Consider the following 15,434-nt stretch of genomic DNA (forward strand, 5'->3'; position numbering starts at 1 on the left):
GGGACCGAGACTCAGCGAGTAGGGCGCGTCCGTTCACATTTAAGACATCGCCGGCGGCCGCCTCATCGATCGGCGAACTGGAAGGATTATCGAAAAAGCCGCACACGCCCGCACGTGCTCGTGCCGCCATACAGTCTCAAACAGACTGACGTTGTCCGTTGCGCCTTGCCGCGTCTTCGCGGATCTGCCGCCTCCGTCCGCTCCGTCCCCAACGAGGAGGGAGATCGGGCAGCTTCACTGCCCGGAATTGCTTGGCTTCCCGTAAACCGGCGTCGCGATCCCCTCCATACGCGCCTTGATCTGCAGCGCCACGTATTTGGAGTAAAAACGCGACAGCGCCAGGTTGCCGCCGTGGAACCACAGCGCTTCCTGCGCCGTCGGCTTCCACATGTTGCGCAGCTCGCCCTGCCAGGGGCCGGGGTCGCCCTTGACGCCGGAGCCGAGACCCCAGCAGGGCCCGACCTTGTCGGCGACCTCGCGCGAGACGAGCGCGGCCACATTCTCGTTCATCGACTGGTAGCCGGTGCAGGCGATGATGGCGTCGGCCTCGAGCTCGGTGCCGTCCTCGAACAGGATGCCGTTTTTGGTCAGCGACTTGATGGCGACACCGCTGCGGATGCCGATCTTGCCGTCGATGATCAGGTCCGAGGCGCCGACATCGATGTAATAGCCCGAGCCGGTGCGATAGGCCTTCATCAACAGGCCGGTCTCGTCATCGCCGAAATCGATGGCGAAGCCCGAGGCGCGCAAGCGGTCATAGAAGGCGGCGTCGCGCGCCCGGATGACATCGTAGAGCGCGCGCTGGCCCTTCGGCACCAGGGCAAATGGCGTCGAGGCGACGATCATGTCGGCCTTCTCGGTGGTGATGCCGCGCGCCACCGCGTTCTCCGAAAAGATCTCGAAGCCGACCTCCATCAGCGTGTCCGACTTGACCACGGTGGTCGGCGAGCGCTGGACCATGGTGACATCGGCGCCGCTTTCCCAGAGGTCGACGCAGACGTCATGTCCCGAACTTGCCGCGCCGATGACGGCAACACGTCTGCCGCTGAATTTGTCGCCGCTGGCATACTGGCTGGAATGCAGCAACTCGCCCTTGAACTCACCGGCGCCGGCCAGGTCGATCTTTCGCGGCGGGCCATAGGCGCCGGTGGCGAAGACGACGTGTTTCGGCTTCAGCGTGATCTGGCGGCCGACACGGTCGACGACCACGGTCCACTCCTTCTCCGCCTCGTCATAGGAAGCGCTGAGGCATTTGGTGGCGACCCAGTAATTGAGCTCCATGACGCGCGTGTACATTTCCAGCCAGTCGCCCATCTTGTCCTTGGGCGTGAAGACAGGCCAGTTTTCCGGGAACGGAATATAGGGCAGATGGTCGTACCAGACCGGATCGTGCAGCACGAGCGTGCGGTAGCGGTTGCGCCAGGAATCGCCGGGCCGGGCGTTCTTCTCGATGACGATGGTGGGCACGCCGAGCTGCCTCAACCGTGCGCCCAGCATGATGCCGCCCTGGCCGCCGCCGATGACCAGGCAATAGGGTTGCTCGGAGGCGCCAAGCTCGCGCGTCTCGCGCGCCCTCGCCTCCGCCCAGGTCTCGCGCTCGGGGTCGGCCTTGTGGCGCACGCCGAGCGGCCGCTCAGCGCCCTTGCGTTCCTCGAAGCCCTTGAGGTCGGTCATCGCCGTGAACAGCGTACGGCAGCGGCCATCGCGCAGGCGCATGATGCCTTGGCCGGAAGCCACCGCGGTCTCGAATGTGAACCAGGCTTCGATCGTGCCTTCGTCCGAAGTCGCCTCGCCGGTGATCCGCCACGCGGTGGGTCTTGTCGTCGCCAGCGTTGCCGCGAGCATGCCGGCAATGGCCTCGCGGCCTTCCATGGTCGTGACGTTCCAGGTGAAGGTCAGAAGATCGCGCCAGTAGCAATCGTCGACGAACAGGTTGGCCGCCGCTGCCACGTCGCCGGCTGCGAGCGCCTGTGCCAGGGATTCGAGCCATGCGGCTGCCTGTTTCGTCGGTGCTATTTCGAGCATGTCTTCCCCTCTTCCTGCAATGAACTAATCCCCGAGCGGCTCCATCTCCTTGCCGGTGCGGTGGATCTGGGCGTTGTATTTGATGCGGCGCACCGTCTCGCGTGCGGACCCATCGAGCTTGTAGGCCGAGGCCACCGCCAGCAGGTCGATCGCCGCCAGGAAGGCGAAGCGCGAGGCCGTCGGCTTCAGCGTGTCGGGATATTCCGGCACCGCCACGGTCAGCCTGACGTCGCAGGCGCGGGCCAGATCGGTGTCGGGCGCGGTCACGGCGATCGCGTTGGCGCGGTAATGCTTGGCGAGTTCGACGGCCTCGATCACCTCGCGCGTGCGCCCGGTCGCCGAAATGGCGATCACCAGGTCGCCGGGCTTCAGCGTCGAGGCGGTCATCCGCATCAGATAGGGGTCGCACTGGGCGCTGACCGTGATGCCGTAGCGAAACAGCCGGTACTGGGTCTCCTGCGCCAGCGCCGAGGAACTGCCACCGAGACCGAAGACCGTGATCTGGCGCGCCTTGGCGATCAGCTCGGCGGCCTTCTGCAGCTCACCCGGGTCGAGCTGCCGTTCGGCCTCCTGCAGCGCCCGGCGCGCCTCGCCGAAGACGGCGTTCCAGAACGGCATGCCATTGTCGTTGCTGACGGTCGGCGACTTGGCCAGGTACAGCGCGCCGACGACGAGGCTTTGCGCCAGCTTCAGCTTGAAATCACGCACGCCCTCGCAGCCGATGGCGCGGCAGAAGCGGGTCACCGTCGGTTCGCTCACGCCGGCGCGTTCGGCAATCGCCGCATTGGAAGCGTCGACGGCGTATTTGACATCGTCGAGCACGACATCGGCGACGCGGCGTTCGGCCGGGCGCAACTCGGCGTAGGAATCCTTGACCAGCGAGATGATGTCGGGAATACGCCGGACAGGCTCGCGCTCCTCCGGATCGGTGCTCAAGGCGCTGTCTTCCCTGTTGTCAGCTTCGGTCATGAAGTCGGTCTTCCCTGCCCTTTTCGACCTGACCTCTTATCATGTTTGCACGCTGTCGTTCCATGCGCCCGGCCACGCTGCAACCGTTGCGTGCCGCAAGGGCATGTTGGCATCCGTTTCGCCGAGTATGTAGGAAAGCAACACGCATTTCAAGACGAAGAAAATCCTTTCAAAACAATGCCATGAACATGGATATGGGTTTTGGTGATACAGGTATTACCGCGAACGCTTGACAGCAAAGTAGGATAGTTACACACTGATTTTGGCAGTCCGATGACCATTGGATCATCGCGCAATCTCCGAGGGGCGGATGAACGCGGGCGAGACAACAACGCCGAAACTTGGCGTGCAGGCAGCGACCAAGATCTATCACACGGCATCCGGCGACCTGCTGGCGCTGGACCGCTGCAGCCTGGACATCCGAGCCAATGAAATCGTCTCGATCGTCGGCCCATCCGGTTGCGGCAAGACCACGCTTTTGTGGTCGATGTCGGGCCTGCACGGCCTGACCAGCGGCGAGATCCGGCTGGACGGCAAGGCGATCACCGGCCCGCATCCCGATATCGGCATCGTCTTCCAGGAGGCCAACCTTTTGCCCTGGCGCAATCTCGACGCCAACATCCGCTTCCCCTTCGAGATCAAGGGCGAGAAGCCGGACCGTGCCTGGATCGCGCATCTCCTGAACCGGGTCGGCCTCGACGGTTTTGGCGGCAAGTTCCCGCGCGAGCTTTCGGGCGGCATGCAGCAGCGCGCGGCGATCGTGCGGGCGCTGGCGCTGAAGCCCTCGGTGCTGTTGATGGACGAGCCGTTCGGCGCCCTCGACAGTTTTACCCGCGAGGAGATGAACCGGCTGGTCGAGGAGATCTGGCTCGACACCAAGACCACCATCGTCTTCATAACCCACTCGATCGAGGAAGCGATCTTTCTCTCCGACCGTGTGGTGGTGCTCAGCGCCCGGCCAGGCCGGGTCGCGAAGGAATATCGCGTGCCGTTCGCGCGGCCGCGCTCGCTGGAGATCATGGCGACCAAGGAAGTCTTCGATCTCACCAACCGGATCAAGATGGACATTGTCGGCGAGCGCGCCAGACCGAAGGCACCGGAACAGGAGCGCACCAGCGCCGAGATCGTGAGGATCAGGCCGTGAGCGACGCGATCCCCGAATTCTCCAAATCCAAGCCGGGCGACGGCAAGGATGTCAGCCTGACCAATCTGTCGGCCTTCGCCAGCGGCCCCGGCATCAAGTCGGGCAAGGAAGTGGCGGCCATCATCGCCGTTGCCGTGATCATCATCGGCGGCATCGAGCTGGCGCTGCGGCTGTTCCACGTGCCGCTCTACATCATGCCGCCGCCAAGCTCGATCGCCTATGCGCTGTTCGACGAGTTCCCGCTGATCGCGCCGCATCTCGGTTATACGCTGGTCGAGCTTTTGTCCGGCTTTGCCATCGGCGCCGTCGTCGGGCTGGTGCTGGCCGCCGTCATCACCCAGTTCCCTTTCGCGGAAAAGATCGTCGCGCCCTATATCCTGCTGCTGGTCACCACGCCGATGCTGGCCCTGGTGCCGCTGCTCATCCTGCGCTTCGGCTTCGGCTACACGCCGCGCATCATCGCGGTGGCGCTGGCCGCCGGGCCGATGGTGATGATCAACGCCGCCACCGGCTTCCGCCGCGTCGACAGCGCCAAGATCGCGCTCGCCCGCTCCTACGGCGCCAGCACCTTGCAGATCTTCTGGAAGATCCGCGCGCCGATGGCGCTGCCGATGATCCTGGTCGGGCTGATGATCGGCGCCATCTTCGGCCTGCTCACCGCCGTCGGCGCCGAGATGGTCGGTGGCGGCTTCGGCCTCGGCAACCGGCTGACCACCTATTCGTCGATGATCCAGATGCCGCAGTTCTTCGCCGTGGTGCTGATCCTGTCGACGCTCGGCATCCTGATCTACGTGCTGTTCTTCCTCATCGGCAAGAAATGGGCGAGCTGGGAGGCATAGGCAACACGCAACGACGGCGCCCGGGAGGCGGGCGGCAACAGACTGACGTCAAACAAAAAGGGGAAAGCGATGACCAAAGACAATTCGATCCGCCAGGCGGGGATCTCCCGCCGCTATTTCCTGCAGGTCACCGGCGCCGGCCTGGTGACGGCAACGGCGCTCGGCGCCACCGGCCTCAAGGCCAGGGCCGAGGCCTATGGCAAGTTCACCTGGATCTCGCCGCGCGGCACGCTCGAAGTGCTCGACGACTATCCCTACTGGGCGGCGAAGAAGGCCGGCTATTTCGACGGGCTCGACACCGACATGCAGCCGGGTCCGTCGGACGGTACGGCGACGGTGAAGTTCGTCGATGTCGGCCAGGCCGATATGGGCTTCCCCTCGCCCGGCGTGTTCTCCTTCGCCATCCAGAACGGCATGAAGCTGAAGTCGGTGTTCCATATGGGCGCGCGCGACACGTTCAGCATCGCCTTCCGCAAGGGCGAGGGATCGAACGACCTGAAGAAGCTCGAAGGCAAGACCATCCTGCTCGGCTCCGCCGCCTGGCAGTCGATCACCGATCCGCTGCTGGCCGCGCAAGGCGTCGACATCAAGAAGGTCAAATATGTCGAGGCCGGCTGGCCGACCTGGGGTACCGCACTTGCCGGCGGCCAGGGTGACGCGGCCCTGTCGTGGGAGGGGCTGCGCGCCGAATGGATCGCCAAGGGCCTCGACTTCGAATACTGGCTCGGCGTCGAGCATTCCAAGCTGCCGGCCAACACCTTCGTCGTGCGCAGCGCCGATCTCGAGGATCCCGACAAGAAGGCGTTCCTGGAAAAGTACCTGCGCGGCTGGGCGATGGGCCTCGAATTCGGCTACCAGAACCCGCGCGCGGCGGTCGAAGCGGTGTTCGAGCAGTTCCCGACGCTGGCCAAGAATCTCGGGCCGGAGCTCGGCACCACCTCGATCCTGCAGCAGATCAACGTCTTCCGTGGCGACATGGACAAGCGCGGCGGCTGGGGCTCGCACGACATGGCGAGCTGGCAGGGCTTCTTCGACGAGATCCACAAGATCGGCCAGATCACCAGTCCGGTGAAGGCCGAGGATGTCTGCACCAACGACCTGATCCCGGCCGCCAACGACTTCGACAAGGCCAAGGTCAAGGCCGATGCCGACGGCGTCAAGCTGTCGGAAGGCTTTGCCGCGCTCGATGTCGAGAAGATCAAGGCGCATCTGTTCGATTCGGCGGTCAAGTAAGAACTGCCGGCAGCAAAATTGGGCGGCGACAGGGTTGCCGCCCGCACTTCATTGGAAAAAGCATGGGAGGCTGATGTGGCCGACAAGGTAAAAGTGCTGGTGGTGGGTCTGGGCAATATGGGTGCGTCGCATGCCAGCGCCTATCACCGCTCCGAGGGCTTTCAGATCGTGGGCATCATGAGCCGCTCGATCAAGAGCAACACCAAGATCCCGGCGGAATTAGCCGGCTATCCGCTCTACGAGGATTTCGACCTGGCGCTGAAGGAGACAAAGCCGGACGCGGTCTCGATCAACAGCTGGCCGAACACCCATGCCGAATACGCGCTGAAGGCGATCGCGGCCAATTGCCATGTGTTCATGGAAAAGCCGCTCGCCACCAATATCGAGGATGCCGAAAAGGTCGTGGCGGCGGCTCGCGCCAAGAATCGCAAGCTGGTGCTCGGCTACATCCTGCGCGTCCATCCCTCTTGGATCAAGTTCATCGAGGTCGGCAAGACGCTCGGCAAGCCGCTGGTGATGCGCCTCAACCTCAACCAGCAGAGCAGCGGCAGCGCCTGGCACTGGCACAAGAACCTGATCGATTCGCTGATCCCGATCGTCGATTGCGGCGTGCACTATGTCGACGTCATGTGTCAGCTGACGGGCGCCAAGCCGGTACGTGTGCACGGCATCGGCGCCAAGCTCTGGGCGGAGGCCGACAAGCAGAATTACGGCCATCTGCACGTCACCTTCGATGACGGCTCCGTCGGCTGGTATGAAGCCGGCTGGGGCCCGATGATGAGCGAGACGGCCTATTTCGTGAAGGATGTGGTCGGCCCCAAGGGCGCGGTGTCGATCGTCGCCGGCCAGGCCGCAAGCACGGCCTCGGACGCCGAGGTCTCCAATTCGGCCGACATCGACCGGCACACCAAGACCGATGCGCTGAAGATCCATTATGCCGCCGTCGACGGCGACAAGAACTTCAAGAAACCGGACGAGATCGTCAGCATGGAGGACGAGCCCGGCCACCAAGAACTGTGCGACCGCGAGCAGGCCTTCTTCCTGCGCGCCATTCGCGAGGATCTCGATCTGACCGAGCAGATGGACGCGGCTGTCAACAGCCTGCGCATCGTGCTCGCCGCCGAACAGAGCATAGAGCTCGGCCGGACCGTCGAGCTGGCCTGACGCAATCCGGCCGCTGGTGCTGGAGGAGGCGCCGGCGCCGCAAGAGTTTCACCTTCTCCCCGTCACCATGCGGGGAGAAGGTGCCGGCAGGCGAATGAGGGGCAGCGCTTACATTTGCAATTGGCTGGCAGGGACAGCGCGCATTTCAGGCGCGGTGTCGAGGCATGGAAACTGGGAGAGAGACATGGTCACCGACAGTCTGTTGAAAACCTATGCCGAGTCCGATGCGCTCGACCTCGCCGCACTGGTGCGCGGTGGCCAGGTTTCGCCGGCCGAACTTGTCGAGGCGGCGATCACGCTGGTCGAGCGGCTCAACCCGGCACTGAACGCTGTTATCCACCGCCTTTACGACATGGCGCGCGCGCAGGCGCAGACGGTCGACAGATCGGCGCCCTTCGCCGGCGTGCCGTTCCTGCTCAAGGAGCTGGCCTCGTCCTGGACGGGCGCGCCCAACACGAATTCTTCCTTCTATCTGAAAGATGTCGTCGCCGACTTCGACACCGAAGTGGTCCGCCGCATGAAGGCGGCGGGGCTGGTGCTGGTCGGCAAGTCGAACGCACCTGAAAACGGCTGGTCGATCACGACGGAACCGAAACTCTACGGGGTGACGAAGAACCCTTGGAAGGAAGGCATCACGCCCGGCGGCTCGAGCGGCGGCGCGGCGGCGGCCATTGCGTCGCGCATGGTGCCGATCGCCGAGGCCAGCGACGGCGCCGGCTCGATCCGCATTCCGGCCTCCTGCTGCGGCATTGTCGGCCTGAAACCGTCGCGCGGCCGCGTCAGCCTCGCGCCGTTCGGCGACTATTGGTATGGCGGCGCCTATTTTCTCTGCTGCTCGCGCAGTGTGCGCGACACGGCGGCCTATCTCGACGCGGTGTCCGGCGCGCTGCCTGGCGATCCCTACACGCCGCCGGTGCCGGATGGCTCCTGGCTAAGCCTGTCGGCGCGGGCGCCGAAGAGGTTGCGCATCGGCTTCTCCGTCACGCCACCCAACGGTACCGCCATCGATCCGGAGGTGAAGGCGGCGGTGCTGGCAACCGTTGCGACGCTCGAGCGGCTGGGCCACGATGTCGAGGCGCATGACATGCCGCTCGACGCCAATGCCGTCTGGGCGACCTACACCAACATGACCTGCGTGCAGACGGCGGCGACGTTCGACTATCTCGAAACGGTGATCGGCCGGCCGGTGACCCCAGGCGACGTCGAAGCGGTGACCTGGGCGATCATCGAGCGCGGCCGCGCGACGAGCGGTGTCAGGCACATTTCCGATGTCGAGCAGCTCAGGCAGGTTGGCCGCGACATCGTCGGCGATCTCAACGCCTACGACCTTTTCATCACGCCGACACTGACCCAGCTGCCGCGTCCGTTCGGCTATTACGACATGTCGGAAACCGACATCGACCGCTACAACGCCAAATGGGCGGATTCCGTGTTTGCCTTCCCCTTCAACATTTCGGGCCAGCCGGCGATCTCGCTGCCGCTCGGATGGTCGAAGGGCGGCGTGCCGATCGGTGTGCAGCTGGTTGGCCGCTATGGTGACGAGGCGACGGTGCTGGCGGCGTCGGCGCAGCTGGAGCAGGAGATGCCGTGGAGGGATCGGCGGCCGCCGGTGAGCGGTTAATCTCTCCCGTCGTCATCCTGGGGCGGAGCAAGGAGCGCAGCGACGCAGCGCAGACCCCAGGATCCATGCCGGGACTCCAACGCGCCGCCACGGTGCAGAATTTCGCTCCGCTGCACTCCACGGCTGAGGTCGCGGCATGGATCCTCGGGTCTCCGCGACGGAGCTTCGCTCCTGCTCCGCCCGTGGATGACGAAGGTGGAGGAGCTTCGGCCAATCTCAGGAGTGAAGCCCCCGCTAACCAATCCCTTCCAGCCGCCTGGGCAGCCGGTTCATCGGCTTGGGTCCGTCAGGCGTGATCAGGAATTGGTCTTCGAGATTGAAGCTGGCGAGGCCGTCTATGTAGAGCGGGATCTCGAAGGCCAGCACCATGCCGGCTTCGATGACGACATCACTGTCGGCCGCGATGAACGGCCATTGTTCGGAAAAGACCGACTGGCCGACGCTGTGGCCGAAATGGCCGCGGCGGTACGAGCGCAGCCCTTGCCGCGCCAGGCTTTCGGTGGTGACGCGGTGGACATGGGCGAGCGTGTTTCCGGGGATCAGCGCCGCCAGCCCGTCCTCGAAAGCGCGCTCGGCGATCGCATGCAGTTCGGCCTGGTCGGCGGAAGGCGTCCCGAAGATGAAATTGCGCGACATGTCGGAGGCGTAGAAGCCGACCGTGCAGACCATGTCGCATTTCAGCGGGTCGCCGGCCACGGCCCTGGCATCGGCGCCCTTGGCCCTGGCGCCCAGCGTCACATATTCGGCCGTGGCGACCGGATGCGACAGCCCGGCCGCGGCCTCGGCGACGCCTTTCCGGTAAAGCGCGACGAGATCGGCTTGGCGCATGCCGGCCATGGCGTCCACCTGCAGACGCTCCAGCCCGGCTTCCGACAGGATGATGCCTTGTTGCAGCAGATCGATCTCGCGCTGCGTCTTGATGGCCCTGAGCCGGTCCAGCACCGGTGAACCGTCGACCATCGGGCTGTCCGGCAGCAGCGCCTGGATGGCCGCGAAATCGGCGGCCGGAATAAAGTCGAGGTCGACGCCGAGCGTCGCACGCGCCAGTGCGAAGTCGTCCAGCAGAGCCCGCAGCTGGTGCACCGCGCCGGCGAGATCGAAGGTGGCGGGCCGCGAGAAATCCGGCACGCGGCCAAGCGAGGCGAGGCCGGCCTCGATGCGTTCCGCCAGAAGACCGTGAGTGCCTGTCTCCAGTGGCGCGGTCTCGATCCAGATCGGGTGCGAACGTACAATCGCTTCGGGCGCGGCGAGCCGCAGCTGCGCGGCGTTGAAGTCCGCGACGACGATGCCGATCGGCAGATCCTGCCGGGCCGGGATGACGACGAAGCCGCCGCCGGCGCGCCGGAACAGTCCCGCCGGGCCGATCCACGCACCGGTCGCATAGTGGAAGGCCTCGGGCGCCGAGAGCACTAGCGCCCCGATGCCGGCGCTTTCCATCAAATGCGCGGCGCGCTGGCGGTCGACAAAGCCGGTCATGTCTTCTCCCGATCTCCGAAGCGGCAACGGAGCATTGCCGGCAGCGACGATCAAGGGGCAAATACCGACCGGGCGGCAATGCCGATGAAATCGTTTGCTTGATCGGCTCCGGCTTGGCGATGGCTGGTAAAGCCGGCCAGCGACAGCGGGATGGTGACCGGGTGACCGATTCCATGCCAATGGACACTGTAGTAGCTTGCTGCCGCGCCGGATTCTTGCCCAAGCAAGATCAGCGCGGCAAAAGCGGATTCCGGTCTTCGGGGTCCGATGCTGAAGAAGCCGGCTCGATCGGCTGGCGTGAGAAAGGGATCGACCATGGCGGACAAGGCGGCGAACACGAAGGCGGTGTCGGAAAGCGATGCCATGCCGCTGTTCTATTCCAGGCCCGAGGCGCTCAACCCGGCACGGCACGGCTCGCTGGGCCTGACCGCGCGCAGCGACCTTTCCTTCGCGCGCGGGGTGCATGCCATTCCGGTGGTGGCGTCGGAGATGCCGGCGGCGATGCGCTCCTATCCGATCGTCTTCATCGGTCCGGCCAAGGCACCGGTGATCATCACCGGCGTGCGCCAGGGTGAGAACCTGTTCGTCGGCACCGACGGCCGGTGGACCGCGCCGCATTACATTCCCGCCTATGTCCGCCGCTATCCCTTCATCCTGGCCGAGGACCCGACCACGGCGGGCCGGCTGACGCTGTGCGTGGACAGGGCAAGCGAGCGGGTCGTCGACAAGGGCCTGTCGCCACTGCGTGACGACAAGATAGCCCCCTTCTTCAAGGGCGCCGAGCCGACGGAAGCGACGAGGCAGGCGCTGGCCTTCTGCAATCAGTTCCAGATCGATTTCAGGGCCACCCGCTCGATGGTCGAGAGGATCGACGCGCATGGCCTGTTCGCGCCGCGCCAGAGCACGGTGACGCTGGAAGCCGGCGAAACCCTCAACCTCACCGATTTCCAGGTGATCGACGAGGACGCCTTCAACAAATTGAGCGACCAGGCGTTTCTCGACCTGAGGAAATCCGGCGCGCTCACCCTGCTCTACTGCCACCTCGCCTCGACCAACAGCTGGACCTCGCTGGTGCACCAGGCGTCGCTGCGCAAGGCGGGGTAAGGGCGGCTGGGAGCGAAAAGAGCCGGCCTGACGACAGGCCGGCACAACGCCGCCTGAAAATTGGCTTGCGGGCGCGAATTTCAAGTCGGCGCCGGAATTCCGGATGTCTCGCGCATCCATCAGACCGGCGCGGTTTACCCTATGCAACAAGCCACGTCAGTGTCGCCCTACATCACGGATTCGAAATATTCGGGATGAACGGTGGTCCCAGGAGCGTTTAATCGTTAGTTCGCCGGGTGCTCCTGAGACCCCGAGCGCCCTTGAATCAACCGCTTTTGGGAGAACAACGATGAAACATCGCCTCATTCCCATGGTGCTGGGCTTGCTTGCAACCTCCGCCGGCCCGGCCTTGGCCGCCAATGTCCACTCGGTAACGGGGACGAAGGGGCAGCCCAATCAGACAATCGGCACCCCTCAGACAGGGACTGCCACGCCTGGCAATGCCAGCACCGCCCCGGGTTCAGCCTTCAACCCGAACGGAAACGCTGGAACGCATTACGCGGGGATCCAGCCGCAGAACTCCAAGAATCCGAAGAGCGTATCTCAGTACGATGTTGCGGGCTTCCAACAGTCCCAAAAGTAACGACCGGCCCTTGGCGCCGGGGTTCAGCCCGCCCCAAAAACGAAAAAGCCGCGGCGGACCGCGGCTTTTCGATGCTTGATTTCCCTAGAGGAAATTGGAGCGGGTGAAGCGATTCGAACGCTCGACCCCAACCTTGGCAAGGTTGTGCTCTACCCCTGAGCTACACCCGCTCACACGGCGTCTTGGCCGCAAGCCGGGCCTATATGGCTTAAGAGCGCGGCGATTGCAACAGGGAAATCGCAGCCTTTTTACAACCTCTCGAGTGATGCCGGCAAACCGCCGCGATGCGCGGATTTCATTGTGCCATCGCGCGATGGTCTTGTGCCTGACGGCTCATTGGCCGTAAACGGCGAGGCAGGAAACGGACAAAGAAGAAACCAATGCCGAAGACCGAAGCCGAGCTTTTTGCCTTTCTTGCCGAACTGGGCATCGCCGTTTCGACGAAACGCCATCCGCCGCTCTATACGGTGGCCGATTCGCAGGCGCTGCGCGGCGAAATCGACGGCGGCCACACCAAGAACCTGTTCCTGAAGGACAAGAAGGACAATTTCTTCCTGGTCACCGTCGGCGAGGACGCTGTCGTCGACCTGAAGCAGATCCACCAGCTGATCGGCGCCGCCAGCCGTGTTTCGTTCGGCAAACCGGAGATGCTGATGGAGCTTCTGGGCGTTTCGCCCGGCGCGGTCACCGTCTTTGGCGTCATCAACGACACGGCTAACAAGGTGAAGCTGGTGCTCGACAAGGATTTGATGGATCATGCCGTCATCAATGCGCATCCGCTGACCAATGAGGCGACGACATCGATCGCGGCGGCCGACCTCATCAGATTCGTCGAGGCAACAGGGCATGATGCTGCTATCTTGAAAGTCTCGGCATGATCGCCACATGGATGGCGAAACCGACTTCCAGTGAAGACATTGCGCCGACCCGCGGGCCGGCGGCGCGACCGAAAGGGTGACGAGATGAGCGACAACAATCCGTTTGGCGGGTCATTCGGCAGCAATGGCGGCCAGTATGCCACATCAGTGCAGTATGGCGGAACCGCACCCGCGCCGGCAAAGGTCGCGCTTGGCGACGCGCCGGGCGCGCCTCCTGCCACGGGCGACGTCATCAAGGACACGACGACCGCCGCCTTTGCCGCCGACGTCATCCAGGAATCGCGCCGCCAGCCGGTGCTGGTCGATTTCTGGGCGCCATGGTGCGGGCCTTGCAAGCAGCTGACGCCGCAGCTCGAAAAGGCGGTCAGGGCCGCCGGCGGCAAGGTCAAGCTCGTCAAGATGAACATCGACGATCACCCCTCGATCGCCGGCCAGCTCGGCATCCAGTCCATTCCGGCGGTCATCGCCTTCAAGGACGGCCAGCCGGTCGACGGCTTCATGGGCGCGATCCCGGAGAGCCAGATCGCCGAATTCATCACCAAGGTCGGCGGCAAGGGCAATGGCGCCCCGGCCGTGGCCGAGGCGCTGGCGGCGGCGACGGAAGCCCGCGACGCCGGCGACATGCAGACCGCCGCCGACATTTTTGACGCCATCCTGGCGCAGGCGCCGGAGACGGTCGAGGCGATCGCCGGGCTGGGTGACCTGCTGTTCGAGGCCGGTGACACGGAAGGCGCCGAGGCGTTGCTGGCGACGGCGCCGGAGGCCAAGAAGGATGCGCCGGCGCTTGCCGCCCTGCGTGCCAAGATGGCGCTTGCCGCGCAAGCGGCGACGCTGGGCAATCCGGCGGAGTTCGAGCGGCGCCTGGCGGAAAATCCCGGGGATCATCAGGCCCGTTTCGATCTGGCCATGATCCAGAACGCCAAGGGCGAGCGCACGGCGGCGGCCGACAATCTGCTGGCCATCATCAAGGCCGACCGCGCCTGGAACGAGGATGGCGCCAGGACGCAATTGCTGCAATTCTTCGAGGCCTGGGGCATGACCGACGAGGCGACGCTGGCGGCGCGGCGCAAATTGTCGGCGCTGCTGTTTTCCTGAGCCGGCGGCTGTTTCGTCGCATGGGCTTGGCGTCGGCGGTGGCCGCGCCAGATTAGGAAGCTGGCGCCAGTTCGCCGATGATCCCGGCGGCGGGAAAAAGAAGAAGTCGATGGGAGGACTATGGTGCAAGCGGGAAACGCGCATTACCGGCTCGCCAAGGATCTGCCGTCGACGATCCCGATCTTTCCGCTCGAGGGCGCGCTTCTGCTGCCGGGCGGGCGCATGCCGCTCAACATCTTCGAGCCGCGCTACCTGCAAATGGTGGACGAGGCGGTCGCCGGCTCACGGCTCATCGGTGTCATCCAGCCCAGTCTTGACGGCGCCTTGCGCGACGATGGCGAGCCTCAACTCTGCAATGTCGGCTGCGCTGGCCGCATCATCGCCTTTTCCGAGACCGGCGACGGCCGCTACCTGATTTCGCTGCAGGGCGTGTGCCGGTTCCGCATCGGCCATGAACTGACGGTCAAGACGCCGTTTCGCCAGGCGAAACCGGCGCCTTTCCTCGCCGATCTCGATGACGATCCGGCGGCGAACGAGATCGACCGGCCGGCGCTGCTGAGGGCGTTTCGCGCCTATCTGCAGGCCAATGATCTCGAAGCCGACTGGGAAAGCGTCAGCCGCGCCGAAAATGCCATGCTGGTCAACGCGCTGTCGATGATGGCGCCCTATGGTCCGGCCGAGAAACAGGCGCTGCTCGAGGCCGCCGACCTGAAGACAAGGGCCGAAACGCTGATCGCCATCACCGAAATGGCGCTGGCGCGCGAGAATGAGGATTTTGGCTCGAGTCTGCAGTAAGATGTGCCGATATTCAGGTGATGCCGGCCATTTTTCGACCCGGCCTGGCCTGAATCTCAACGCATCTTCCGATGGTTGGTCAGGAGGCGACACGGTGGCGGCGGATGGGCGTGACGGAAAGAATTTCACTGTCGACCCCAAGTTGTTGGAGCTCCTGGCCTGCCCGCTGACCAAGGGGCCGCTGGCCTGGGATCCGGAGCGGGGCGAACTGATCTCGCGGGTCGCCAAGCTCGCCTATCCGGTGCGCGACGGCATCCCGATCATGCTGCCCTCCGAGGCGCGGACCATCTCGGCGGAGGATGTGCTGGCGCCGCCGCGGCTGGGTGGGCCTTCGTAGTCGCTTCGTCATCCCAGGGCGAAGCAGCCGCGCAGCGGCGTCGCGGAGACCCTGGCATCCATGCCGCGACGTATGTGACGTGCGGAAGCGGTCCAGAACCAGGTGCCTTTCTTCCCACGATATAGAGACGCAATTCTGGACCGTGACACTCTTCGTTCGAAGTCGCGGCAT

At 64.6% G+C, this 15,434-nt stretch carries 15 protein-coding genes and 1 tRNA gene; 11 read left to right on the forward strand and 5 right to left on the reverse strand.

Going from position 1 to position 15,434, the window contains the following annotated elements:
• Positions 1–234 precede the first annotated feature (234 nt).
• Positions 235–2,025 (reverse strand): flavin-containing monooxygenase, encoded by a 1,791-nt coding sequence (locus AC07UC_RS05320; protein WP_494904499.1) that lies wholly within the window; start codon positions 2,023–2,025, stop codon positions 235–237.
• Positions 2,026–2,049: 24 nt separating this feature from the next.
• The gene (locus AC07UC_RS05325) at positions 2,050–2,994 is read right to left on the reverse strand and encodes a MurR/RpiR family transcriptional regulator (RefSeq protein ID WP_140776252.1); all 945 of its coding nucleotides are present in this window, start codon (positions 2,992–2,994) and stop codon (positions 2,050–2,052) included.
• 310 nt (positions 2,995–3,304) lie between these two features.
• Between AC07UC_RS05325 and AC07UC_RS05330 the strand changes: the two genes are divergently transcribed.
• From AC07UC_RS05330 to AC07UC_RS05350, 5 genes are all read left to right on the forward strand, one after another.
• On the forward strand, positions 3,305–4,138 hold the full coding sequence (locus AC07UC_RS05330) for an ABC transporter ATP-binding protein (RefSeq protein WP_056574351.1): 834 nt from the start codon (positions 3,305–3,307) through the stop codon (positions 4,136–4,138).
• Positions 4,135–4,977: an ABC transporter permease gene (locus tag AC07UC_RS05335; protein ID WP_056574354.1), complete on the forward strand. Its 843-nt coding sequence runs from the start codon at positions 4,135–4,137 to the stop codon at positions 4,975–4,977. Before AC07UC_RS05330 ends, AC07UC_RS05335 begins: the two co-directional genes overlap by 4 nt.
• 69 nt (positions 4,978–5,046) lie before the next feature.
• Positions 5,047–6,210, forward strand: coding sequence for an ABC transporter substrate-binding protein (locus AC07UC_RS05340; RefSeq protein ID WP_494904502.1), 1,164 nt, complete (start codon positions 5,047–5,049; stop codon positions 6,208–6,210).
• A 75-nt stretch (positions 6,211–6,285) separates the two neighbouring features.
• The gene (locus AC07UC_RS05345; protein WP_483120502.1) at positions 6,286–7,374 is read left to right on the forward strand and encodes a Gfo/Idh/MocA family protein; all 1,089 of its coding nucleotides are present in this window, start codon (positions 6,286–6,288) and stop codon (positions 7,372–7,374) included.
• Between the two features lie 184 nt (positions 7,375–7,558).
• The gene (locus AC07UC_RS05350) at positions 7,559–8,995 is read left to right on the forward strand and encodes an amidase (protein ID WP_494904504.1); all 1,437 of its coding nucleotides are present in this window, start codon (positions 7,559–7,561) and stop codon (positions 8,993–8,995) included.
• Positions 8,996–9,229: 234 nt separating this feature from the next.
• Here the strand turns inward: AC07UC_RS05350 and AC07UC_RS05355 are convergent, their stop codons facing one another.
• Together AC07UC_RS05355 and AC07UC_RS05360 are read right to left on the reverse strand one after the other, a co-directional pair.
• Positions 9,230–10,471, reverse strand: coding sequence for a M24 family metallopeptidase (locus tag AC07UC_RS05355; RefSeq protein ID WP_494904506.1), 1,242 nt, complete (start codon positions 10,469–10,471; stop codon positions 9,230–9,232).
• A gap of 50 nt (positions 10,472–10,521) precedes the next feature.
• Positions 10,522–10,836, reverse strand: a complete 315-nt coding sequence (locus tag AC07UC_RS05360; protein WP_494904507.1) for a hypothetical protein — start codon at positions 10,834–10,836, stop codon at positions 10,522–10,524.
• Here AC07UC_RS05360 and AC07UC_RS05365 point away from each other — a divergent pair.
• On the forward strand, positions 10,835–11,575 hold the full coding sequence (locus AC07UC_RS05365) for a SapC family protein (protein WP_494904509.1): 741 nt from the start codon (positions 10,835–10,837) through the stop codon (positions 11,573–11,575). The two genes, AC07UC_RS05360 and AC07UC_RS05365, sit on opposite strands and share 2 nt — an antisense overlap.
• A gap of 289 nt (positions 11,576–11,864) precedes the next feature.
• Entirely contained in the window at positions 11,865–12,158 is a 294-nt protein-coding gene (locus AC07UC_RS05370) for an adenylate cyclase (protein ID WP_202325288.1), read from the forward strand.
• Positions 12,159–12,253: 95 nt separating this feature from the next.
• Here AC07UC_RS05370 and AC07UC_RS05375 read toward each other — a convergent pair.
• Positions 12,254–12,328 (reverse strand) — tRNA-Gly (locus AC07UC_RS05375).
• Between the two features lie 210 nt (positions 12,329–12,538).
• On the opposite strand from AC07UC_RS05375, the gene AC07UC_RS05380 reads away from it, so the two are divergent.
• The 4 genes from AC07UC_RS05380 (at position 12,539) to AC07UC_RS05395 (ending at position 15,263) form a co-directional block, all read left to right on the forward strand.
• Positions 12,539–13,036 (forward strand): prolyl-tRNA synthetase associated domain-containing protein, encoded by a 498-nt coding sequence (locus AC07UC_RS05380; RefSeq protein WP_056574368.1) that lies wholly within the window; start codon positions 12,539–12,541, stop codon positions 13,034–13,036.
• Between the two features lie 84 nt (positions 13,037–13,120).
• Positions 13,121–14,131, forward strand: a complete 1,011-nt coding sequence (trxA, locus tag AC07UC_RS05385; RefSeq protein ID WP_494904510.1) for a thioredoxin — start codon at positions 13,121–13,123, stop codon at positions 14,129–14,131.
• A gap of 123 nt (positions 14,132–14,254) precedes the next feature.
• Positions 14,255–14,926, forward strand: coding sequence for an LON peptidase substrate-binding domain-containing protein (locus tag AC07UC_RS05390; RefSeq protein ID WP_140776232.1), 672 nt, complete (start codon positions 14,255–14,257; stop codon positions 14,924–14,926).
• A gap of 94 nt (positions 14,927–15,020) precedes the next feature.
• A complete protein-coding gene (locus AC07UC_RS05395) occupies positions 15,021–15,263 on the forward strand; it encodes a Trm112 family protein (RefSeq protein ID WP_494904511.1) in 243 nt (80 codons plus the stop codon).
• Positions 15,264–15,434: the final 171 nt, after the last annotated feature.

Source organism: Mesorhizobium sp. GW821-FHT04C10, from assembly GCF_059420305.1.

Bases quoted from the DNA above. Each gene is read 5' to 3' on its own strand.
- AC07UC_RS05330 (WP_056574351.1), top strand. From the start codon at position 3,305: ATGAACGCGGGCGAGACAACAACGCCGAAACTTGGCGTGCAGGCAGCG.
- AC07UC_RS05350 (WP_494904504.1), top strand. From the start codon at position 7,559: ATGGTCACCGACAGTCTGTTGAAAACCTATGCCGAGTCCGATGCGCTC.
- AC07UC_RS05360 (WP_494904507.1), bottom strand. From the start codon at position 10,836: ATGGCATCGCTTTCCGACACCGCCTTCGTGTTCGCCGCCTTGTCCGCC.
- trxA (WP_494904510.1), top strand. From the start codon at position 13,121: ATGAGCGACAACAATCCGTTTGGCGGGTCATTCGGCAGCAATGGCGGC.
- AC07UC_RS05380 (WP_056574368.1), top strand. From the start codon at position 12,539: ATGCCGAAGACCGAAGCCGAGCTTTTTGCCTTTCTTGCCGAACTGGGC.
- AC07UC_RS05340 (WP_494904502.1), top strand. From the start codon at position 5,047: ATGACCAAAGACAATTCGATCCGCCAGGCGGGGATCTCCCGCCGCTAT.
- AC07UC_RS05355 (WP_494904506.1), bottom strand. From the start codon at position 10,471: ATGACCGGCTTTGTCGACCGCCAGCGCGCCGCGCATTTGATGGAAAGC.
- AC07UC_RS05325 (WP_140776252.1), bottom strand. From the start codon at position 2,994: ATGACCGAAGCTGACAACAGGGAAGACAGCGCCTTGAGCACCGATCCG.
- AC07UC_RS05320 (WP_494904499.1), bottom strand. From the start codon at position 2,025: ATGCTCGAAATAGCACCGACGAAACAGGCAGCCGCATGGCTCGAATCC.
- AC07UC_RS05365 (WP_494904509.1), top strand. From the start codon at position 10,835: ATGCCGCTGTTCTATTCCAGGCCCGAGGCGCTCAACCCGGCACGGCAC.
- AC07UC_RS05370 (WP_202325288.1), top strand. From the start codon at position 11,865: ATGAAACATCGCCTCATTCCCATGGTGCTGGGCTTGCTTGCAACCTCC.